Below are 21,464 nucleotides of genomic sequence, written 5' to 3' on the forward strand. Positions count from 1 at the left end.
AAAATATTTAATCATAAATGGATTTAAAAAATAAATTTCATAATATAAATTTCTTTAAACAAATAAAAAACTGGATCATTTCCAATAAAAAGAAATCCATCATTGGATTTATAGTCCTAATTATTTATTATTTTTCATTACCACGAATACTTTTTGTTGAACCTTATTCAACGGTGATTGAAAGTAGTACGGGTGAATTATTAGGAGCAAAAATTGCTTCTGATGGTCAGTGGCGGTTTCCAGAACAAGATGCTATTCCTGATAAGTTTAAAAAATGTGTGGTCTATTTTGAAGACGAGCATTTTTATTATCATCCTGGTTTTAACCCTATTGCGATGGTTAAGGCAATCAAACAAAATAGAGCAGCAGGAAAAGTAGTGCGAGGAGGAAGTACCATTACGCAACAGGTGGTTCGTTTGTCTCGAAAAAATCAAAAAAGAACTTATTTTGAAAAAATTATCGAACTTGTTCTTTCCACTCGTTTGGAGTTCAGGCACTCAAAAGAACGAATTTTAGAATTATATGCAGCACACGCACCTTTTGGAGGAAATGTGGTAGGTCTTGAAATGGCTGCTTGGCGTTATTTTGGGGTGCAACCGCATCAATTATCGTGGGCTGAAAGTGCTACATTAGCGGTTTTGCCTAATTCACCCAAATTGATTTATCCAGGGAAAAATCAGCAGCAATTACTAAAAAAACGCAATCGATTGTTAAAAAAATTATGGGATAATAAAATTATCGATAAACTTACTTTCGACCTTGCTATTACAGAACCTTTGCCTCAAAAACCATTTAATTTGCCGCAAATCGCCCCCCATTTATTGCAAAAAGTGGCTAAAGAAAATCCTGAGCAAAAAATGGTAACGACTATCGATATTTCTCTGCAAAACAGAGTCAATCAGATCGTGAGCCAGTATTACAATCAATATAGTCAAAACGAAGTCCATAATATGGCAGTGATTGTACTCGATGTTAAAAACAGAAATGTACTAAGTTATGTAGGAAATACGCCTACAGATAGGTATCACGATAAGGATGTAGATATTATTACGGCACCCAGAAGTACAGGAAGTGTATTAAAACCCTTGTTGTTTGCATCAATGGTAGATGAAGGTGAAATTTTACCCAATACATTAGTTGCAGACATACCCACGCAAATTTCAGGGTATATGCCTCAAAATTTCAATTTAACGTTTGACGGTGCTGTGCCAGCACAAAGGGCTTTGTCTAGATCCTTGAATATTCCTGCGGTTTTGATGTTGCAAGAACACGGCGTTCATAAATTTTATGAAACATTAAAGCAATACAAGTTAAAAAATATCAATAAACATCCAGATCATTATGGTTTGTCACTAATTTTAGGTGGTGCCGAAAGTAATTTATGGGATTTAAGTCGGACTTATGCTAATCTAACTTCTTCGTTAAATTATTATCAGAAGTCACAGAAATACAGAACAAATGAATTTTGTGAAATCAATTATAAGAAGGATTTTTTACAAGAATTTGGAGATGAAAAAGAAGAGAAAAACACCGTTGGAGCAGGAGCAATTTATCTAACTTATCAAGCGATGAAAGAGGTAAATCGTCCAACGGAGGATGAAGCTTGGCGTTTTTACGATTCTTCTATACAAATTGCTTGGAAAACGGGTACAAGTTTCGGGAATCGTGATGCTTGGGCAATAGGAACCAATAGTGATTATGTCGTAGGAATTTGGGTTGGTAATGCTTCGGGTGAAGGACGTCCACAATTAACAGGAATTGATAGTGCTGCACCTGTTTTATTTGATGTCTTTCATTTGTTACCACGTAAAAAATGGTTTTCAGAACCCCAAGATTTAGTTTCGGTAGATGGCTGTAAACTAAGTGGGTATTTAGCCAAAGATGACTGTCCAAAAGTAAAGCAACTTATTCCTAAAAGCGGGATGAAAACGAAAGTTTGTCCGTATCATAAAACCATACATTTAGATCCAACAAGACAGTATCGAGTGAATAGCACTTGTGAATCTGTAGATAATATTGTTACCCAATCTTGGTTTGTCTTACCTCCCGTGATGGAATGGTATTACAAAGGACTGCATATAGATTATATGCCATTGCCACCGTTTCGATCAGATTGTAAAGACGCAAATACAAATTCAATGGGATTTATTTATCCTAAAGCTAATAGTAAAATCTACCTCACGAAAAACTTTGAAGGAAAAATACAGCCTGTTATTTTTAAAATAGCACATTCAAACAGGGATACAAAAATATATTGGTACATTGACAACGAATTTAAAGGGACTACACAAACTTTTCACGAAATGCCCATTATAACTTCCACTGGAAAACATTTGATTACAGTAGTTGATGAATCAGGTAGCGAATTAAAACAGTATGTAACTATAGAAAATGAGTAAACTGCTCAAAAAGATTTTCGACTTTTATATCAACGGAAGCATTCACGTAGCTTTAGCGGTTTTTGCTTTTATAGAAATTACGTGCGCTGAATTTCAGTTACGAATTGATAATAATGTATCTTGGTTTGCCTTTTTTGGGACAATAGTAGGTTATAATTTTATCAAATATGATGAATTAGCTAGAGTTAAAAAAGTAGTTTGGCATAGTCAATTGAAAGGGGTTATTGTGTTAAGTTTTGTTTCGGCAGTATGTTGTGGATATTATTTTTTTCAACTTAACCAGCCAACCCAAATTATCGCCATCGTGTCATTGTTTCTAACCGGTTTTTATACCCTGCCTATACTACCTAATTCAACAAATTTTAGAAATTGGAGCGGCGTAAAAATTTATCTAGTAGCATTGAGTTGGGCTATTGTAACAGTCTTTTTACCCATTTTTTATTCAGAAATGCTAATTGGAGAATTGATTTGGATTTATTTAATCCAACGTTTTCTTATTGTTTTTGTTTTGATGCTTATTTTTGAAATTGTTGATTTATCTAATGATGCATTGAGTTTACAAACTATCCCGCAACAAATAGGAGTTAAGAAGACAAAGTGGTTGGGGTATTTTGTGCTGTTCTTAGTAGTATTTATAGGAGTAATTTCAAATTTCAAATTTCAAATCTTAATTAGCGTAATTGCAATCGCACTGTTTTTTGCAAAAACTAATCGTTCTAAATATTATACATCATTTTGGGTGGAGGCAATACCAATTGTTTGGTGGGTTTTATGTCTGATTCAACTTAAAAATTATTAAAGAAAAATGAAAAAAATATACATTTTAATGCTTTGTATGATTACTTTAAGTTGCAAGCAAAAAATTGATTCCAAACAAGAAGTTTGTAAATGTAACTCTAATTTATTTTCTAGATATTCTTTGTTTATAACCAATGTAGTTGTAATTGATGCTTTAGATAATTATGAATTAACTTATAATTGTGCATCGGTTAATTTTAACATTAAATCAATTTTTAATTCAAAAGAAAATGCAGAATTATTTAATATTGATTGTATTTCAGAAGAGGTGAATAAACTAAAGTTAGCTAAAGATTTTAGCTACAGTACTGAAGAAATGAAATATATGGAAATAACAGTTGAAGGAGCACGATTAGATTTTTTTGAAGAGGTGAAAAATAATAAAAAAGCAATGTTTATGGTTAGATTGAATGAAAAGAAAGAGATAGATTTAATTGAAAAGATTTAAGTTTTAATTTTCAAGAATGTTTAATTAATTGCTTTGCTGTTTGTGATTTTAAAAACTCGTTCACCTTAACAACCATTTTTTAACAACCTTTTCTCAATCAAGAAATTGAAAAATTTCTTTTGGATTCTTTAAACACTTGATTATTAGATGCTCTTAATTGTTTGGAATCAATTCACAAGCAAAATACTCTTGTGTATCATTTATAGTTACTTTATACCAAAAAATCCCTCTCTTATTCCTAAATAAATTTTCTCTCTTTCTAAATCGACTAATTTAGAATCAGAAATAAAAACAAAGAATACTTTGGTAGGTTGATCGTGTATGTTTTGCTAGGGAGTAAAATCATATTTGTTCAATAGCCAATTCAAGTTTTATTCTAAAAGTTTACTAGTTAACTTTTTTATTGTTTCATTTTTTATGAGCTGGAACCCCATAAGTATATATAAATTAATTAAGCAACAATCTATATTAAATAAATGGAATCCATTAAAAAAAACTGACTGTAACAGTTTAAAAACAGGGCGGATACTGAAAAGCCAAACGAGTAAGAAATCTATTTAACAACTAAAATTATGTCAACTAACACAGTATTAAACGAAAAAGAGGTTGTATTAGGAGGTTGGTCTCCGTATCATCCATTAACACCACAAGACATAGCTGTATTTGATGAGGCTATGAAAGGTTTTGTAGGTGTAAAATATACGCCAAATACAGTTTCAACTCAAGTAGTAGCAGGAACAAACTACCGTTTTAAATGTACGGCTAGTATGCCTCCTTCAGAAGTGATTTGGGAGGCTATTGTGGAGATATTCCAACCATTAAATGGTAGCCCTTATGTTACAGGAATTGTAAGGTTATAATAAGGTAGTATTTAGCATAAATTTGTAAGCAAGGCTGTTGAAAAATAGCCTTGCTTTTCTGTAAATTATTTTAGTTCACTATTTCTTACTATCGATTAGTTTTTGTATTTCTGTGTGAAACTTTGTTAAGTTGCTTCAACATGCGGTTCTTGGGTTTTATTGCTCTGCTAGCTTTTTTAGAACTCGATTCCGATGTAAAATAAAATTTGTCAAATGATTTTTTAATAAAAATCTATCGAATAATTTACCAAATATCCCAAAAGGAGTTTCGTAGGTAACAATATCGGTAACTACTACATAATTTTCTTTTTGTTCAAAAAAATGCTGGTGTTTAAAACTTTTAAAATGACCTTTTAGTTGCTCATCTACAAAATAGGTTGGAAAATTCATTTCAGAGATAATGCTTTGATGAGTAAAATAAAATCCAAAATGTTTTCCTCGCCAAGTAACCGTTTCATTTTTATTAATCAGCCCAGAAGTTATCCCTGCAATAGCCACCTCTTTTGTTTTACTAGCCGATTGTTGATGAATATCAATATCTCTATTGCTATCAAAGACTTTTTCAATGGGAGCAAAGTAGTTTGTGGTGATTTTTAGGGTTGCCATATTAAATTTTGGTTAAAATTCCAGTGAATATTGCTGCTGTAGAATACGATGCGATTATGTCAGTAGTCATTTTACCTCCAATTAAATTAGCGGTGCAAATTACCCCTAGAACTATGAATGGAATAAAAATAATTTTTAGCATTAAAATCGACATCTTTTTTTTGAGATAAGCAAAACAGAAACCGCACAAAATATAAGTAGGAGCAGAAAAGAATAAACTGAAGATTAGCGATACAGGATAAACTTCTAAAAGGCCAACAATTTTATTAGGGTTTAAGTCATAAAAGTACATGATGATTTGAGAAATAAACGGTCCCAGTAGATTTGTATACATCCAATGCTTTAGTAAATAAGAGTTTTTCATATTCATTTTTGTAATAAATCTTCGAATGTTTTTGTTATTTTGTCATACGTAAATTCAAATCCATTTTCGATTAATCGTTTCGGAATTACATTTCTACTTTTTAAAACTAATTCGGTTTCAGTACCAATGATTTTTGCGCCAAATGCTAACATTCGTTTGCCTAGCGGAGTGCCAAAAGGTATTTTCATTTCCTTACGAAGTGTTTTCATAAAGACTTTGTTTTGGATAGGTTCGGGAGAAACTAGGTTTACCTTGCCTGTAATTTCTTTTTCAATAATAAAATCTATCGCTCGGGCAAAATCTTTTTCGTGTATCCAACTTATAAATTGGTTGCCATTTCCTTGTTTGCCACCAAAACCCATTTGCACAAGATTTTTAATAGGAGGAAAAGCACCACCTTTTTTGCCTAAAACAATAGAGGTTCTCAATGCTGTTTTCTTTGTTAGTGGGGTTTCGGTTTTAAAGAAGGCTTTTTCCCAACTTTGTGCGACATTCATCGAAAAATCATTGCCTATCTCTCCAGTGTATTCATCCATTTGCTTGTCTTCAGAATGACGATATATGGTCGCAGTTGAAGAATTCAGCCAGTGTTTAGGTGGATTCTGACATTGTAAAACGGCTTCGTTCAGGATTTTGGTACTTCTAATTCTAGAAAGTAAAATTTCTTTTTTGTTTTTCTCATTGTATCTACAATCAACAGATTTGCCTGCCATATTTATTAATACATCAGCATTCTCTAATGCAGTTTCCCATCCGCCTAAACTTTTAGCGTTCCAGTGAATATAATATATGTTCCCTTCTTGTCTAGATTTTCCTCTAGTTAAGACGATGATTTCCGTGAATTTTTGTTGGAAATACGCTACAATGACATTTCCTAAAAATCCTGTTCCAGCGGCAATGATGAGTTTCATTTTTAAAATTTTAATAGTAATACTAAAACGATAATTCTATAAAGAATCCAAGTATAACTTAGATAAGAAGGCAGTTCTAATAGTTGTACTCGTCTTTTGTGTTCAAAAAACATAATGAGCACAACTGTAAAAAACCAAATCGCAACTATCGGAAATGACAAACTAGTAAGAGCATTCAATACTAACATAGGACTTAAAAGTATTGAACCAATTAGTGAAACCGTAATCAAATTTCCATAATAATCCATTTGTTTTTTTAAAGTGTCTTTGTGAAGAAAAACCATTTGAAAAAGTAGTTGACCTAACGCAATGGCTATTTCTCTAAAATGACTACTTTGTTTTATATACGGAATCAAAGTTGAAAATTTTGTCAAAACGAACCCTGTGATTAGTATACTAAAGAGTAAATAGCCTATTCTATAAGCTAGATTAAAGCTTGGTTCGCAATTTACTTTTTTACTTTTAGGATTGCCTGGTAGTATTACTTTTCGATTGTAAGAGATAAAAGAATATAGTTTTTTTAGAAAACAGTGAATTGGCTTAAAGTTTCCAATTTTTTGAATAATAGGGAAGGAATTACCTATTACTTTTAACAAACTATCAATTCCATAAATTACAGTTTTGTTATGATTGTCAATTAATGCTATTTCATTGGAAGCTCTTACTATATCTACATAACTCTTTTCTTCAAGATTGATGGAACAATAAGATTTTCTGCCATTAGTATCTAACATCCCTGTTTTAATGAAAGTAGTAGTATAGGCTTTGCAAAGCGGACAATCTTCGTCGTATAGCAATGTTTGGTTTTGTAATGTTCTCATAGTACTAGCTTTCTTTTGTTTTTTACTGCAATCACTGAACCTTTGGCTAGATAGACGGAACAAGGTTTCATTGTATTTAAAAAGCTAAAGTCAGTTCCATAATTTTTTTCAAAATCAACTTCAATACAATAATTTTTAATTGAATACTGTTCCCATTTAGGATGTTGTACTTCGTATTCATAGGTTGTGTTTAAGTTATATTTTGTATAGCCATAATAATGCTCCATAATAAATTCGGCTTCACTATTGGGGTCTAATGGTAACAGAAAATCATAGGCATTCACCTCAATTTTGTTGCTGCCGTTTTCTTGATGCCATTGATAGCTAACATTCAAAATCTCTGCTTCTAAATTTGTCTTATGACTCATAGTTTGGGTTTCATAATGCTCTTTATATAAAGTGTTAGCAACAAAAGTGATAGCGCTTTTAGGAACAATTTCTTTAATAAACACAACACCACGTCTCCATTCACCATTTTCAAATCGTTTTACATAAAACCGAAGATTTACTTCTTCAAAATGGATGTGATTGGGAATTTTTACGCCTAAAACTTTTGTGTCTTCAAACATAAATCCAACTAAACTCACATAACAGTTGCCGTTAAAAAAATCCAATTCGGTACCAGTAGGAAGATATTTTTGTAATACTATAGGATCAGTAACATAATTTGCCATGATCAGATTTTTCCATTGTGCGGTTAAGAAGTTCATTTTTTATTTTATTTTTTAAACTTTCAAAAAAAAATGAAAGTATGTTTATGTTTTATTTTTGTTTAAAATTATAGGAGTTAGGATTGGAAAATATTTGCAACTAAAAAATAGTTACACTTTAATTTTATTTAATAAATTTGTATGAGTAAAATTGAAAAACTAATAGAACGATTAAAATCAAAGCCAAAAGATTTCACATGGGAAGAAATGTTAAAGGTTTTGAAATATTATGAATATGAAGAGCTATCGAAAGGTAAAACAGGTGGAGCAAGAAGGAAGTTTGTTAATTAAAATAAGCAAATTATAAGTTTACATGAACCCCATCCGCAACGAATTTTGAAAGCCTATCAATTAGACATCATAATTGATTTCTTAAATTTATAAAAATGAAAAATTATTTAGAGTATAAAGGCTATCTTGGAACTGTTGAGTTTTCAGCAGATGATAAAATATTTTTTGGGAAAATTCATGGAATTAATGATTTAGTAACTTTTGAAGGCAGTTCAGTGGATGAATTAGAAGTTTCTTTTAAAGAATCGATTACGGATTATTTAGAAACGTGTAAAGATTTAAATAAAGAACCCGAGAAAACTTATAAAGGAACATTTAATGTGAGAGTTTCTAATGGATTGCATAAGAAAACGGCTCTATTAGCATCTAAAAAAGGGCTTAACTTAAATGATGTGGTAAAGATTGCGTTGTCTTATATCGTAAAGCACGAAGAAATTTTAGATGACGATACGTTGACATTGCTTGAATAAATAATTAAAATATCATTCAAAATATACCAAATTCTTTTGATTCTATAATGTTGAACTAATCAATTTAATATCTGTGCATCTGTGGCAAAAAAACTGAAAAGATTTTACCACAAATGCACAGATTTTTTTGTTGAATATAGCTAATTTAAATTAATAGCAATTCTAAAACTATCACCTTTTATCCTCTTTGCTAAAATTGGAAACCCCTTCTATAGGAATTACAGTACCTAAAAAGCGAGGTTTTCGATTTCTAAATACATCCATTACCGATTTGAATCTAGAAAAATACTCTCTAAAACAAACATATTTATAGCCTTTATAGGCTCCTTTGTTTGCTGAATAGCCAATCACATCAAGTCCCTTTTGACTTCCAATATAAATAGCACGATTCAAATGGTATTTTTGGGATATTAAAATGGCATTCTTTATTTTAAAAATACTTTTGGCGCGATACAATGTTGAGTAGGTGTCAAAACCTGCATAATCAATATAGATTTTTGTCGTATCTACACCGTTTTGATAGCAATAGTTTTTCATTACGGTCAATTCGTCGTACTCGTCTCTGCCATTATCACCCGAAAGAAGTATCTTTTCAATTTTATGTTTGTTGTATAGTTGGATCCCCGCATCTAATCGGTCTTTTAGATATTTACTGGGTTGGTTACCATTAATTCCAGCTCCGAAAATTATCCCCACTTTGGTGGTGGGGATTTTGGTGTCGGAAGTGTAAATCAAATCTTCGGTAGTCGATTTTATATAATAATTTACTGCAAAAATAGTAACTATAAAAAGAGCTGAACCGTATAAGGTGATTTTAAAATATTTTTTCAAAATAATTAATGGTATAAATTATAATAAACCTGCACGTTTCAACAAAGCTTCTGGTTTGGGCTCTTGACCTCTAAATTTTTTATACAACGTCATTGGGTGTTCTGTACCACCTTGTGACAACACATAATCTTTAAATTTAGTAGCAATTTCTTTATTGAAAATCCCATTTTCTTTAAAATATTCAAAGGCATCGGCATCCAAAACTTCTGCCCATTTGTAACTGTAGTACCCTGAAGAATAGCCCCCTTGGAAAATATGAGAGAAAGCAACGCTCATACAGTTTTCTGTTACATCAGGATAAAGCATTGTGTTTGCCATAGATTGTTTTTCAAACGCTTTTACCGAAGTGATTTTAGATGGGTTTTGCCCATGAAAATCCATATCTAATAAACCAAAGCTTAACTGACGCAACGTTGCCATACCTTCTAAAAAGCTGGCGCTCTCCTTAATTTTATTTACATATTCTTGTGGAATTACTTCTCCCGTTTTGTAGTGTTTAGCAAATAATGCCAAGGCTTCGGGTTCATAACACCAATTTTCCATTACTTGACTAGGTAATTCTACAAAATCCCAAAATACGGAAGTACCCGATAAACTAGGATAGGTAGTATTGGCTAACATGCCATGCAACGCATGACCAAATTCGTGAAATAAGGTCGTTACTTCTTGAAAAGTTAATAAAGAAGGTTTAGTGGGTGTAGGTTTTGTAAAATTGCAGACAATAGAAACATGTGGTCGTTCATTTATTCCGTCTTTAAGATATTGTGGTTTAAAGGAGGTCATCCATGCGCCATTACGTTTTCCTTCTCTTGGAAAATAGTCAGAATAGAAGATGGCTACTAAGTCTCCTTTTTCATTTGTAACTTCAAAAGTGTGGACTTCTTCATGGTATTTGTCGATGTCAAAAACTTCTGTGAATTGTAATCCAAATAAGCGATTCGCAATTTCAAAGGCTCCTTTTTCAACATTTTCTAATTGAAAATAAGGTTTTAATTTTTCATCGTCTAAGTTAAATAGTTCTTGTTTTAATTTTTCAGAATAGTAAGCCCCATCCCATTTTTCCAATTGCTCTATCTTGTCTAACTGTTTGGCGTAGTTTTCAAGTTGGTTAAACTCACGTTGCGAAGCGGGTTTTGCTTTTTGTAATAAATCGTTTAAAAAGGCGGTTACTTTTTCAGGGCTTTGCGCCATACGTTCTTCTAAAACAAAGTGCGCATGTGTTTCATAACCGAGTAAATTAGCTCGTTCATGACGTAAAGTAACGATTTTTACCACAATTTGTTCGTTGTTATGCGCATTGTCTTGAAAGGCTTTTTTACCATACGCAATACTCAATTCTTTTCGTAGCGTTCTATTTTCTGCATAGGTTACAAAAGGTAAGTAGCTAGGCATATTTAAGGTAAATAGCCAGCCTTCTTTGTTTTTGTTTTTAGCTAATGCTAAAGCGGTATCAATAGTATCTTGCGGTAAGCCTTTTAAATCTTCTTCTTTTGTAATTAGGAGCTCATAATTATTTGTTTCTGCTAAAACGTTTTCGCCAAAAGTTAAGCTTAGTTTAGAAAGTTCTGTATCAATGGCACGTAAATGATTTTTTTTATCCTCTGGGAGTAAAGCACCATTACGGGTAAAACTTTTGTATTTTTTATCTAATAGAGTAGTTTGTTCGGGAGTTAATAGCAACGTTTCTTTTTGTTCATAAACGTTTTTTATGCGATTAAATAAATCAGTATTCAAGGTTATGTCGTTACTAAATTCTGTTAAAAGCGGAGAAACTTCTTGTGCAATTTGTTGCATTTGATCAGAAGTCTCGGCAGCATTTAGGTTAAAAAAGATACTCGTAATTCGATCCAAAGTTTGACCAGAAAACGCTAAGGCTTCAATAGTGTTTTGAAAAGTTGGCGTTTCAGGATTTGTAATGATAGCGTTAATTTCTTTTTTTGCCAGTTCAATAGCTTCTATAATTGCAGGTTTATAATCTTCCATTTTTATAGATTGGAAAGGCGCTGTATCGTGTTTTGTTTGAAATTTACGTACTAAATTTTTCATATTTTTTTCGTATGATTTTTGAAGCTATAAATATAGTTGTTAAAAGCTAAATAATAAATACTAGAAGGGGTATCTATTTATGACTGCTTATAGCAAGATTGTCTGATTTATGTTAATTTATGTTTTTTGTTTTTTGTTTGAGGAATCATAAGAGAGACTATCCGTTTATGGATCAAAAGGGAAAATCACAGAGCGATACTAATGCGATTTTCCCTTTGATTGAAGTGATAGACTTCCTGTGAGTTGTTGTTTTCGGGTAGTTCCGTTTATTTTTTAAGTGTACTAGCAGCGGTAAGTACGGCTTGTTTTAATCCTTCTTTATATACAATCATCTTTTCTAAAAAGGTTGGATTTTGTGCTCCTAGTATTTGTGTGGCTAATAAACCCGCATTTTTAGCGCCATTTAATGCTACTGTTGCTACAGGTACCCCACCTGGCATTTGCAAAATAGATAATACGGAATCCCAACCATCAATTGAGTTGCTAGATTTTACAGGTACCCCTATAACAGGCAGTGGACTCATACTGGCTACCATACCCGGAAGGTGTGCCGCACCACCAGCTCCAGCAATGATAACAGCAATGCCTCGTTTGTGTGCATTGTTGCTGAAATCAAATAATTTCTCAGGCGTTCTGTGCGCTGAAACAATATCTACTTCGGTTTCAATTCCAAATTCTTTTAAAATATCTATGGCATCTTGCATAACTGGCATATCCGATATGCTTCCCATTACGATGGCTACTTTCATACGATGTGCCCTAATTCCATTACGATGGAAATCCTACTTAGGGGGGTAGGGTTTATGTGTTCTTAATTTATTCTGGTTGTGGAATCATATTCCAAATGTCTATGTTGAATTCAATCTCTAAACTTCGTATAAATTGAAGATTGTTTATGTTTTTTTGAATTATTTTTTGGAAATAAATAGTAGGGTTTTCATAATATTGCATTAATTCAATACATAATTCGATATATTTTTTTCTCTCAACAGATAAGTCATAATCGTCTAGTTTTAAAAGTTCTACTAAATTTACAGCTTCTCTATCCTCCTCATCTGTTGCTTCAAAAAGTTTTAAATCTTGATTGTAAGAAATTCTTTCTTCAAAATTTACATCAAGTGGAGATAAAATAGGTTGATATTTGCCCCATTTGTTTGATTTTTCTCTATTCCATTGAGCTTTGCAAAGAAAAATATTTTGGTACTTATTTCTGTCCGTAAAACTTTTAGACGAATTAAAATGGTCAATATCTTTTTGGTCAGTTCTGCCTAAATAAGTTTCCGTATAAGCACAAAATCCTTTTTGTTCATTGAATAGAATTTGGCAAAGTTTTGAATTATCTCCATCTTTTATATAACTCAAATTTTTAGCTAAAGAATCTGTAAATTTAACTTGCTTTCTCATTAAAATTTATAAGTTTTAGCAAGAGTTAAAATTTCGTCTAATAATTTATCTTTTTCCTCTTCATCGTCTACCGTAGCAATTTTCCTCTTTAATTCTCTAAATCTCTCAAAAGCTTTTCTGCCTTTTTCGTTCATTAAAAATTCTAATTCAAAATCATTTTTTAAAATATCATTCGGGTCATCACCTATAGGAGACGTTCCTTGTCTTACAGCCACTTTTCCTTCTGCATCGAAATATAAAATAAATCGTTCACAAGGTTCAAAAGAGGCTGCAATAAATGGAGAGTGGGTTGCTATTATAAACTGTGCTTTTGGTGCAAGATTTTGATAATAGTCCATCAAATCCATTTGCATATCTGGATATAAAGAACGTTCTGGTTCGTCTATTAAGATGATTGATTCTTTGGTGTCTAATTTGTAAAGTGGAAGAAATGACAAAAGTAAACCTTTAGTTCCTGTACTCGTATTTTGTATAGGTATGATTTCATCAGTTGTTTTATTCCTAATAGGAATTGAATATTCTGTGTCTATTATATCAACTTCAAGATTTAATTTTTCTAAAATTGGATTAAAATTTTCTGCAAATAATTCCAAAGTATTTGGATTGTCTTTTTGCCATTTTTTAAATTCATAACTAAGTTTTTCAGTATTTGCCAGTAACCCTTTATGAATTAACTCTGACATTTTTTGAGTAAAATTCTTTCGATAATCAAGAATTTCACAAATAAGAAATAACCAAGTACTTTCATCAACTTTGTCGTTAAAAGATAAAATTTGTGGTTTTAACTTATTATTCCTTTTAGAAATTTTAATATTCTCAATTTGAACAGTATTTTTTTCAATTAAATCAATAGGATTTTTTGAAAATAGCTCAATATTTTTATCAGAAATAAGACTTGATTTTAAATAATACAAACTATTTGTAAGATCCAAAGGTATTAGCTTCCCTAATTGCCCATTCCCTTTACTAAAAGTAAATTCATTCTCATTAAAAGTAATAGATTCGTTTTTGTAATGGAGTTCCTCATTTTTCAATTTTAAAATTAGTTCTCCTTTTAATAAATTCGAATCGCCGAAAAGATTAAATAAATATTTATTATCTATTGTCTCTAATTCTAATAGATGTTTTAAATTTTCAAATATTAATTCTAACAAACTAGTCTTCCCTGTTGCACTTTGCCCAATAAAACATATTTTGTTCAAAGGTTTTCCACGCATTGTTTCATCGTGAAAATCCATAGGGTAGGTAAAGTCAAAATTTAAGTCTTTTAAATGTTTATACTCGTCTATATATAATTTCGAAATCTTCATCGATGTGTGTCTTTTTACAAAAATAAATAAAATTGGTACAAACCATCTAGTTTCATCTTATTTTGAAAAATATTGAAAAATTAGCTTCATTTTTTAACTTTTAGAATGACTGAAATACTAAATATTGATCACTGACCACTAATCACTCTAATATTATTTTTCACTTCTTCCGCAATTCGTCTGGCTTTGCTCATATCTTCATTTACTATCGTTACGTGTCCCATTTTACGGAAAGGTCTTGTTTCTCTTTTACCGTAAATATGAGGTGTAACTCCATCAATTGCCATGATTTTGTCAATGTTTTCATAAACTACTTGCCCAGAGTAACCTTCTTCGCCTACTAAGTTTACCATGATGCCTGCAACTTTACTATCGGTATTGCCTAAAGGCAAATCAAGAATGGCGCGTAAATGTTGTTCAAATTGCGATGTATAACTGGCCTCAATACTGTAATGTCCTGAGTTGTGTGGACGTGGTGCTACCTCGTTTACAATAATTTCATCCTTCTCTGTCTGGAACATTTCTACGGCTAGTAATCCGACATGGTTCATGGCTTCTGAAACTTTTAAGGCAACCTCACGTGCTTTCCATGCTACCTCAGGAGCAATTCGAGCAGGACAAAGAGTGTACTCTACCTGGTTAGCTTCGGGGTGAAACTCCATTTCTACAACTGGATAGGTTTTAATTTCGCCTTTTGGACTTCTAGCAACAATAACGGCTAATTCGTTTTTGAAAGGAACTAAATCTTCTGCTAAGCATTCTACTTCAGGAAGCTCAAGTAAATCCATGGTAGAGCGTACAATTTTTACGCCATTACCATCATAACCTCCTTGCGCCGCTTTCCATACAAAAGGAAAATTTAGTAAATTTTTATCCAACGTGTTTTTTAAGTCATTCAAGTCTACAAAACGTTGATGTTTCGATGTCGGGATGTTATTTTCAATATAAAAATCCTTTTGACGTCCTTTGTTTTGAATCAAACGTAAGGTTTTGGGTGATGGATAAATAGCTAAGCCTTCTTCTTCTAGTTTTTCTAAAGCTTCTAGGTTTACATGTTCTATTTCAAGAGTTAATAAGTTAACTTTTTTCCCAAATTGATAAACGGTGTCAAAGTCTAAAAGACTTCCTTTTTGAAAAGTATTACAGCCAAAACGAGAAGGGGCTTCTTCATCGGGGTCTAATACAAGTGTTTGAATGTCAAATTTACGTGTGTCATACAATAGCATTTTTCCTAATTGACCACCTCCTAATATTCCCAATTTAAAATCGGAAGAAAAATAATAATTCATTGTAGTTGTTGTGTTGTGTGTGGCGCAAAGATACTATTTTTTCAAAAAAACGAATGAAGGGATACTATTAACACAAAAAAAAATACCCCGTTTGGGAAGGGTATTTTAATGAAAGACGACTTTGGGTTAAAAGTACGCTTTGAAATAAGTAGGGTGTTATATAGTCTTTTTTAGTTTGTTTTGCTTGATTCAAAATTAGGGCAAATCTTGTTAAAATTCATACGGGAAAACCGTATATTTTGTTAAAGTTCATTTTTGATTTTAATTATGGGTGCTAATGTTTGATAATTAAGGTGTTGTGTTTTTTATATATGTCTTCTTCTTATGTTTCAATATAAAGGTTCTTGATTGGGAAAAGAGTGGATAAGGAAATAGTTTTTTTTATGTGGAAAAATAATAATTTATTTTTTGATTCTAAAATGAGTTTGTTGTCTGTTTTTTAATTCAGATTTTGTATTCGACTTCGTTGTGAAATAAAAAATTAAATGTTCAGAGATAATTTCATAAGAAGAAATAAGAAACTAATGATTAAAATTTTGAGTATGTGTTTGAATTGTAAGAATAATAAAAAGAATAGATTTGACTTGGCTAATTATTTTGGGTCTAATGCGGAATTTAGGATTTTAGGTAGATAAGAAATGTAAGCATCTATGTTGGGTTGGCAAAAAAATAAATTTATAATTAGAGAATATATAGATGATTTCTTGAAATTTAAAGATAGTGTTTAAGTCATTTTTAGAATTAAAGTATAGAAAAAAGATTTAATCAGGTAGTTGTTTTGAAATGTAAATTGTGAATTTTTATAAGAAAAAAACATTAGAATTTTCTCTCAAAAAGTACATAAAAACTTAGGTGGTAAAAATCTAATATCTAAAATCTTTATGCTATCTTTGCCGTTTATTTTTTTAAACAACACAAAAAATGGAGATTAAATTACACGATAAATATTTTAAACCTTTTATAGGGATGGAAGAGCTTGATTTTGCTATAGGTAGTTTAGCTCAGCAAATTAAAGATGATTTTCAAGATGAGATACCCGTTTTTATAGGAGTGCTTAATGGGGCATTTATGTTTTTGTCTGATTTGATGAAACATTATGATTCTTCTTGTGAAGTGTCTTTTGTGAAATTGGCTTCTTATGAAGGAACTAGTACGACTCATGAAGTTAAGCAATTAATAGGTTTAAATGAAGATTTAAAAGATAGGAGCGTTATTATTGTAGAAGATATTGTAGATACGGGAAATACCGTAGAAGAATTAAAAAATATTTTTAAAAATCAAGGAGTTAAAAGACTTAAAATTGCTACTTTATTTTTTAAACCAGAAGCTTATACAAAAGAGATAAAACTAGATTACATAGGGATTAGAATTCCGAATAAGTTTATTGTAGGATACGGATTGGATTATGATGGATTAGGTAGAAATCTAAAGGAAGTTTATCAATTGGCAGAATAGAGATATAAAATTAACAAAATAAAAAATTTTTAAAGAAAATGATTAATATCGTTCTTTTCGGAAAACCCGGAGCAGGAAAAGGAACTCAAGCTGAATTTTTAACAAAAAAATACAATCTGACACATTTGTCTACTGGAGATATATTTCGTTTTAACATTAAAAATGAAACGGAGTTAGGAATGTTAGCTAAATCTTATATGGATCAAGGAGAGTTAGTGCCTGATGATGTTACTATTAATATGTTAGAATCTGAAGTTGAAAAGAATCCTAATTCATTGGGTTTTTTGTTTGATGGATTTCCGAGAACTATTGCACAAGCGGAAGCATTAGATGCTTTTTTACTTTCTAAAAAGCAGTTTGTTACAGCTACTGTTGCTTTAGAAGCAGATGATGAAATTTTAGTACAACGTTTATTAGAACGTGGCAAAACCTCAGGTCGTACAGATGATCAAGATGAAGAAAAAATAAGAAATCGTTATCAAGAATACAACGAAAAAACCGCCCCTCTGATAGGGTACTATAAAGGTAAAGATAAATTTTATGAAGTAGATGGTATTGGTACCATTGAAGAAGTGGCACAACGATTGAGTTCCGTTATAGAAAGTTTATAAGATTTCGTTTTAAAATTAAAAAATCAAATTGTTATATTTGTTACTTAATGTTGTTTTTTTAAAACAGCTTTTATGTGCATAAATATTGTAGCTTAAAAAATAAAATAGCTAATGGAAATAGTCATAATATTCTTGCTGATACTGTTAAATGGAGTTTTTTCCATGTCAGAAATTGCACTCATATCAGCAAGGAAAAATAGGTTAGAAACCGCCGCCAAAAAAGGCAATACGAGTGCAAAAACAGCGTTAGATCTTGCTAATTCACCTAATAAATTTTTATCAACAGTACAAATTGGTATTACTTTAATTGGTATTTTAACTGGGATTTACTCTGGTGATAAAATTACACATGATGTACAAGCATTCTTTTCAAGCTATGTAATAACAGCTCCCTACTCCAAAGGTTTAGGTACAGGTGTAGTTGTGGTAGTTTTAACATTTTTTTCCTTAGTTTTAGGAGAGTTATTACCGAAAAGAATCGGTTTAAATTATCCCGAAATGATCGCTAAAGCTGTCGCTGTTCCTATGAAAATGATTTCAATAGCTACGGCACCTTTTATTTGGTTGTTAACTACTTCTACAGAGTTTGTTTTAAAGGTTTTTAATATAAAACCAACAGCAGATGGAAAAGTTACAGAAGAAGAAATAAAAGCCATTATAAAGGAAGGTACAGAAGGAGGAGAAGTACAAGAAATTGAACAAGATATAGTAGAGCGTGTTTTTCATATTGGAGATAGGAAAGTAAACTCTTTAATGACTCACCGAAAATCAGTAGTCTACCTCTCTCTAGAAGATCAAGTAAATGAATTAAAAACACAAGTTTTAGAAGAGTTACATTCTGTATATCCTGTTTGTGAGGATAATTTAGATAATGTAGTCGGTGTTGTCTTTTTGAAAGATTTATTTGCAAATTTTGAAAAAGGAGGAAAATTTGAATTACGTTCTATAACAAAAGAACCTGTTTATTTTATTGAGCATACCTCTGCATATAAAGCATTAGAAATTTTTAAAAAAACAAAAGTACATTATGCTTTTGTAACAGATGAGTATGGTGTATTACAAGGTATAATAACTCTCAATGATATTTTAGAAGCATTGGTAGGAGATGCAGCTGAGTTTTATGAGGAGGAATTTCAACTAATAGCTAGAGAAGATGGAAGTTGGTTAGTAGACGGACATTATTCCTTGCATGACTTTTTAACTTATTTTGACATGGATGATCTAATTAATGATTATGAAGTAACAACAGTAAGTGGGTTGATTATGACCGAACTAGGTTCTATTCCTAAAGTGGGAGAAAAACTAATTTGGAATAGGATGGAATTAGAAGTGATAGATATGGACGGGGTAAAAATAGACAAAGTAATTGTTCGTTCATTAAAAGAAATAAATTAAACGTTAAAAGTTATTAGCTAATAGGAAGTTGGTTGTCCAATATGTCTATTAGCTGATGTCTAATGCCTTAAAAAATGACAGAAGGAAATTTCGTAGATTACGTAAAAATATATGCAGCTTCGGGTAAAGGAGGAAAAGGATCTTCTCATTTACACCGAGAAAAATTTATTGAAAAAGGAGGCCCAGATGGAGGAGATGGAGGTCGTGGAGGACATGTTATACTAGTCGGTAATAAGAATCTATGGACGTTGTTTCATTTGAAATTTTTAAGACATATTAAAGCGGGACACGGAGGAGATGGAGGCTCATCACGCTCGACAGGTCATGATGGAGAAGATAAGTTTGTAGAAGTGCCTCTAGGAACCGTTGTAAAAGACAAAGATACGGATGAAGTATTGTTTGAAATTACAGAAGATGGACAAAAAGAAATTTTAGTAAAAGGGGGTAAAGGAGGATTAGGTAACTGGCATTTTAGAAGTGCAACGAATCAAACACCCAGATATGCGCAACCAGGCATGCCTGGTAACGAAATAGATATTATTTTAGAATTAAAAGTATTAGCAGATGTAGGCTTAGTTGGTTTTCCGAATGCTGGCAAATCTACCTTATTGTCTGTATTAACTTCTGCTAAACCCAAAATTGCGGATTACCCTTTTACTACACTAAAACCTAATTTAGGAATTGTGGCATATCGTGATTTTCAGTCTTTTGTTATAGCGGATATTCCAGGAATCATTGAAGGAGCAGCAGAAGGACGTGGATTAGGGCATTATTTCTTACGTCATATAGAACGTAATTCAACATTGTTATTTTTAATACCAGCAGATACAACAGATATTAAAGCGCAATATGATATATTGATTGATGAATTACGTAGGTATAATCCAGAACTTTTAGACAAAGATCGTTTGGTAGTAATATCGAAATGTGATATGCTGGATGATGAATTAAAATCAGAAATGAAAATACAATTAGATAAAGATTTTAAAGGGATCGAATATTTATTTATTTCTTCTGTAGCTCAACAAGGTATGATGGAGTTAAAAGATAGATTATGGAGTATTCTTAACGCTGCGAATTAAATTTTTTAAAAACTAATATATTATTTAAGTGATGAAAATAATTTTTAAGTTGTTTTTAGTAATTTCTGTCTTAGGATTTGCTCAAGATAGAAAATGTGGTACACAATCCTATATGGAGGAATATTTAAAAGATCCAAAAAATAAAGCCATTCATTATGATCTACAAGAGAAATTTAAGGCAAGACTTTTAAAAGGTACAATAAACAAAGAAGAAGCAAATAAATTAGCTGATCCAATAAGAATTCCTGTAGCAGCTCACTTTCCTGCTTTAACCTCAGTTAGTAATGAAGTAAAAAAATGTATAATAAGTTTGGTACAAAGTCAATTGGATGTGTTAAATGCAGATTATAATGCTTCTAATAAAGATATTTCTAAATGGAATGAAAATGCAGGATTGTATCGGGATGTCTTTAGTGGGAAAATGGAAGTTGAATTTGTTTTAGCTACTAAAAATCATCCTAAAGAATCAGGATTAGTAGACGGAGCTCCAGCCGTTACATTTGGTACAGATTTTTTGAATAATTCGGATTCAGATCTTACATGGAAAGGGTATATGAATTTAGTAGTTCGTCAAATTCCTAAAAAAGATCCTTCTCAAGCATTTGAAACATTAGGTTATTCTGTTTTGGGAGGAAGACCTTCACAAGGTCATACTGTAGTTATAAATACTTTTTGCTTTGGTAGTGGTGTAGGGTGTCCTGGATATCAACCTTTGGAAAATAATCATTTAGGTAGAACATTGACACATGAATTAGGTCATTTTTTTAACTTAGAACATACTTTTGGTAATAATGGAGGTTGTGGAACTGCTGATGATGGGATAGCTGATACACCAAAAGTGGGTAAGTTTTCTGTAGGTTGTCCTGTACCTGGTTCCGTTTCTGGTTGTGTAGCAAACGAAAAAGCTTTGACTATGAATTATATGGATTATGTGGATGATGCTTGTATGTATATGTTTACACAAGGGCAAACGGCCGCAATGAAGGCTTATTATAATGTAATATCATCTCAATTTGTTAAAGATGTATTTGATAAGGCTCCTGTAGTGGTAACTATTCCTGTACAAAAGAAAGAATTTAATATTTATCCAGTTCCATTTGGTGATGTATTAAATATTACATTTGAAAAGGTTCCTGCTTCATGTACAATTCAAGTTATAGATCGTATAGGAAGAATTGTTTATGAAGAGAATGATACTCAAGTAAAAACAGAAGAAAAGTATGATTTATCATTTTTAGAAACAGGTGTTTATTTCTTAAACTTAAAATTTGGCAACGAAGAAATAGTTAAGAAAGTGAGTAAATTATAAAAAATATCTAAATATTAGAAAAAGAGGTAATTAATGTATTAGAATTAATTACCT

General features: G+C 31.5%; 22 protein-coding genes. 11 read left to right on the forward strand and 11 right to left on the reverse strand.

Going from position 1 to position 21,464, the window contains the following annotated elements; genetic code table 11:
- Window positions 1–17 precede the first annotated feature (17 nt).
- The 4 genes from pbpC to NAB20_RS07355 all read left to right on the forward strand — a co-directional run bounded on the left by pbpC (window position 18) and on the right by NAB20_RS07355 (window position 4,505).
- Entirely contained in the window at window positions 18–2,399 is a 2,382-nt protein-coding gene (pbpC, locus tag NAB20_RS07340; protein WP_375604875.1) for a penicillin-binding protein 1C, read from the forward strand.
- Window positions 2,392–3,198 (forward strand): hypothetical protein, encoded by an 807-nt coding sequence (locus NAB20_RS07345; protein WP_375604876.1) that lies wholly within the window; start codon window positions 2,392–2,394, stop codon window positions 3,196–3,198. The genes pbpC and NAB20_RS07345 overlap by 8 nt, the downstream gene beginning before the upstream one ends.
- 6 nt (window positions 3,199–3,204) lie before the next feature.
- Window positions 3,205–3,645, forward strand: a complete 441-nt coding sequence (locus tag NAB20_RS07350) for a hypothetical protein (protein WP_127823693.1) — start codon at window positions 3,205–3,207, stop codon at window positions 3,643–3,645.
- A 572-nt stretch (window positions 3,646–4,217) separates the two neighbouring features.
- A complete protein-coding gene (locus NAB20_RS07355; protein WP_127823694.1) occupies window positions 4,218–4,505 on the forward strand; it encodes a hypothetical protein in 288 nt (95 codons plus the stop codon).
- A 156-nt stretch (window positions 4,506–4,661) separates the two neighbouring features.
- Here NAB20_RS07355 and NAB20_RS07360 read toward each other — a convergent pair whose 3' ends face one another.
- From NAB20_RS07360 to NAB20_RS07380, 5 genes are all read right to left on the reverse strand, one after another.
- Window positions 4,662–5,111 carry an SRPBCC family protein gene (locus NAB20_RS07360; protein ID WP_127823695.1) on the reverse strand — a complete coding sequence of 150 codons (450 nt, stop codon included), beginning with the start codon at window positions 5,109–5,111 and terminating at the stop codon, window positions 4,662–4,664.
- 141 nt (window positions 5,112–5,252) lie between these two features.
- The gene (locus tag NAB20_RS07365; RefSeq protein WP_375605777.1) at window positions 5,253–5,318 is read right to left on the reverse strand and encodes a hypothetical protein; all 66 of its coding nucleotides are present in this window, start codon (window positions 5,316–5,318) and stop codon (window positions 5,253–5,255) included.
- A 159-nt stretch (window positions 5,319–5,477) separates the two neighbouring features.
- Window positions 5,478–6,386: a TIGR01777 family oxidoreductase gene (locus NAB20_RS07370; RefSeq protein WP_127823697.1), complete on the reverse strand. Its 909-nt coding sequence runs from the start codon at window positions 6,384–6,386 to the stop codon at window positions 5,478–5,480.
- A gap of 2 nt (window positions 6,387–6,388) precedes the next feature.
- Window positions 6,389–7,207: a DCC1-like thiol-disulfide oxidoreductase family protein gene (locus NAB20_RS07375; RefSeq protein WP_375604877.1), complete on the reverse strand. Its 819-nt coding sequence runs from the start codon at window positions 7,205–7,207 to the stop codon at window positions 6,389–6,391.
- Window positions 7,204–7,917, reverse strand: coding sequence for a YqjF family protein (locus NAB20_RS07380; RefSeq protein ID WP_375604878.1), 714 nt, complete (start codon window positions 7,915–7,917; stop codon window positions 7,204–7,206). The genes NAB20_RS07375 and NAB20_RS07380 overlap by 4 nt, the downstream gene beginning before the upstream one ends.
- Window positions 7,918–8,058: 141 nt before the next feature.
- Here NAB20_RS07380 and NAB20_RS07385 point away from each other — a divergent pair, with 141 nt between their 5' ends.
- Window positions 8,059–8,208, forward strand: a complete 150-nt coding sequence (locus NAB20_RS07385; protein ID WP_258129754.1) for a hypothetical protein — start codon at window positions 8,059–8,061, stop codon at window positions 8,206–8,208.
- Window positions 8,209–8,303: 95 nt separating this feature from the next.
- Window positions 8,304–8,678: a type II toxin-antitoxin system HicB family antitoxin gene (locus NAB20_RS07390; RefSeq protein WP_105195480.1), complete on the forward strand. Its 375-nt coding sequence runs from the start codon at window positions 8,304–8,306 to the stop codon at window positions 8,676–8,678.
- 171 nt (window positions 8,679–8,849) lie between these two features.
- On the opposite strand, the gene NAB20_RS07395 is transcribed toward NAB20_RS07390, so the two are convergent.
- The 6 genes from NAB20_RS07395 to NAB20_RS07420 all read right to left on the reverse strand — a co-directional run bounded on the left by NAB20_RS07395 (window position 8,850) and on the right by NAB20_RS07420 (window position 15,558).
- On the reverse strand, window positions 8,850–9,509 hold the full coding sequence (locus NAB20_RS07395; protein WP_105195481.1) for a vancomycin high temperature exclusion protein: 660 nt from the start codon (window positions 9,507–9,509) through the stop codon (window positions 8,850–8,852).
- Between the two features lie 18 nt (window positions 9,510–9,527).
- Window positions 9,528–11,555, reverse strand: a complete 2,028-nt coding sequence (locus tag NAB20_RS07400) for a M3 family metallopeptidase (protein WP_375604879.1) — start codon at window positions 11,553–11,555, stop codon at window positions 9,528–9,530.
- A gap of 266 nt (window positions 11,556–11,821) precedes the next feature.
- Entirely contained in the window at window positions 11,822–12,304 is a 483-nt protein-coding gene (purE, locus tag NAB20_RS07405) for a 5-(carboxyamino)imidazole ribonucleotide mutase (RefSeq protein ID WP_105195498.1), read from the reverse strand.
- 67 nt (window positions 12,305–12,371) lie between these two features.
- Window positions 12,372–12,959, reverse strand: coding sequence for a hypothetical protein (locus tag NAB20_RS07410; protein ID WP_375604880.1), 588 nt, complete (start codon window positions 12,957–12,959; stop codon window positions 12,372–12,374).
- Window positions 12,959–14,269 carry an AAA family ATPase gene (locus NAB20_RS07415; protein WP_375604881.1) on the reverse strand — a complete coding sequence of 437 codons (1,311 nt, stop codon included), beginning with the start codon at window positions 14,267–14,269 and terminating at the stop codon, window positions 12,959–12,961. Before NAB20_RS07415 ends, NAB20_RS07410 begins: the two co-directional genes overlap by 1 nt.
- A 128-nt stretch (window positions 14,270–14,397) precedes the next feature.
- Complete coding sequence (locus NAB20_RS07420) at window positions 14,398–15,558, reverse strand: 5-(carboxyamino)imidazole ribonucleotide synthase (protein WP_375604882.1); 1,161 nt, start codon at window positions 15,556–15,558, stop codon at window positions 14,398–14,400.
- 921 nt (window positions 15,559–16,479) lie between these two features.
- Here NAB20_RS07420 and hpt point away from each other — a divergent pair.
- The 5 genes from hpt (at window position 16,480) to NAB20_RS07445 (ending at window position 21,410) form a co-directional block, all read left to right on the forward strand.
- Window positions 16,480–17,013: a hypoxanthine phosphoribosyltransferase gene (gene hpt, locus NAB20_RS07425; protein ID WP_088393136.1), complete on the forward strand. Its 534-nt coding sequence runs from the start codon at window positions 16,480–16,482 to the stop codon at window positions 17,011–17,013.
- Window positions 17,014–17,051: 38 nt separating this feature from the next.
- Entirely contained in the window at window positions 17,052–17,624 is a 573-nt protein-coding gene (locus NAB20_RS07430; RefSeq protein ID WP_105195485.1) for an adenylate kinase, read from the forward strand.
- A gap of 162 nt (window positions 17,625–17,786) precedes the next feature.
- Window positions 17,787–19,019, forward strand: coding sequence for a hemolysin family protein (locus NAB20_RS07435; protein WP_240668988.1), 1,233 nt, complete (start codon window positions 17,787–17,789; stop codon window positions 19,017–19,019).
- A 74-nt stretch (window positions 19,020–19,093) separates the two neighbouring features.
- A complete protein-coding gene (gene obgE, locus NAB20_RS07440; RefSeq protein ID WP_088393130.1) occupies window positions 19,094–20,101 on the forward strand; it encodes a GTPase ObgE in 1,008 nt (335 codons plus the stop codon).
- Window positions 20,102–20,132: 31 nt separating this feature from the next.
- Window positions 20,133–21,410 carry a zinc-dependent metalloprotease gene (locus tag NAB20_RS07445; protein WP_375604883.1) on the forward strand — a complete coding sequence of 426 codons (1,278 nt, stop codon included), beginning with the start codon at window positions 20,133–20,135 and terminating at the stop codon, window positions 21,408–21,410.
- The last annotated feature ends 54 nt before the right edge of the window (window positions 21,411–21,464 follow it).

It is taken from the genome of Flavobacterium davisii, assembly GCF_042182265.1.
GTDB classification, from domain to species: domain Bacteria; phylum Bacteroidota; class Bacteroidia; order Flavobacteriales; family Flavobacteriaceae; genus Flavobacterium; species Flavobacterium davisii.

Coding starts and splice junctions, on each gene's coding strand:
- NAB20_RS07390 (WP_105195480.1), top strand. CDS start 8,304: ATGAAAAATTATTTAGAGTATAAAGGCTATCTTGGAACTGTTGAGTTT.
- NAB20_RS07380 (WP_375604878.1), bottom strand. CDS start 7,917: ATGAACTTCTTAACCGCACAATGGAAAAATCTGATCATGGCAAATTAT.
- NAB20_RS07370 (WP_127823697.1), bottom strand. CDS start 6,386: ATGAAACTCATCATTGCCGCTGGAACAGGATTTTTAGGAAATGTCATT.
- NAB20_RS07375 (WP_375604877.1), bottom strand. CDS start 7,207: ATGAGAACATTACAAAACCAAACATTGCTATACGACGAAGATTGTCCG.
- obgE (WP_088393130.1), top strand. CDS start 19,094: ATGACAGAAGGAAATTTCGTAGATTACGTAAAAATATATGCAGCTTCG.
- NAB20_RS07360 (WP_127823695.1), bottom strand. CDS start 5,111: ATGGCAACCCTAAAAATCACCACAAACTACTTTGCTCCCATTGAAAAA.
- hpt (WP_088393136.1), top strand. CDS start 16,480: ATGGAGATTAAATTACACGATAAATATTTTAAACCTTTTATAGGGATG.
- NAB20_RS07420 (WP_375604882.1), bottom strand. CDS start 15,558: ATGAATTATTATTTTTCTTCCGATTTTAAATTGGGAATATTAGGAGGT.
- pbpC (WP_375604875.1), top strand. CDS start 18: ATGGATTTAAAAAATAAATTTCATAATATAAATTTCTTTAAACAAATA.
- NAB20_RS07430 (WP_105195485.1), top strand. CDS start 17,052: ATGATTAATATCGTTCTTTTCGGAAAACCCGGAGCAGGAAAAGGAACT.
- NAB20_RS07345 (WP_375604876.1), top strand. CDS start 2,392: ATGAGTAAACTGCTCAAAAAGATTTTCGACTTTTATATCAACGGAAGC.
- NAB20_RS07410 (WP_375604880.1), bottom strand. CDS start 12,959: ATGAGAAAGCAAGTTAAATTTACAGATTCTTTAGCTAAAAATTTGAGT.
- NAB20_RS07415 (WP_375604881.1), bottom strand. CDS start 14,269: ATGAAGATTTCGAAATTATATATAGACGAGTATAAACATTTAAAAGAC.
- NAB20_RS07350 (WP_127823693.1), top strand. CDS start 3,205: ATGAAAAAAATATACATTTTAATGCTTTGTATGATTACTTTAAGTTGC.
- NAB20_RS07385 (WP_258129754.1), top strand. CDS start 8,059: ATGAGTAAAATTGAAAAACTAATAGAACGATTAAAATCAAAGCCAAAA.
- NAB20_RS07400 (WP_375604879.1), bottom strand. CDS start 11,555: ATGAAAAATTTAGTACGTAAATTTCAAACAAAACACGATACAGCGCCT.
- purE (WP_105195498.1), bottom strand. CDS start 12,304: ATGAAAGTAGCCATCGTAATGGGAAGCATATCGGATATGCCAGTTATG.
- NAB20_RS07445 (WP_375604883.1), top strand. CDS start 20,133: ATGAAAATAATTTTTAAGTTGTTTTTAGTAATTTCTGTCTTAGGATTT.
- NAB20_RS07435 (WP_240668988.1), top strand. CDS start 17,787: ATGTCAGAAATTGCACTCATATCAGCAAGGAAAAATAGGTTAGAAACC.
- NAB20_RS07355 (WP_127823694.1), top strand. CDS start 4,218: ATGTCAACTAACACAGTATTAAACGAAAAAGAGGTTGTATTAGGAGGT.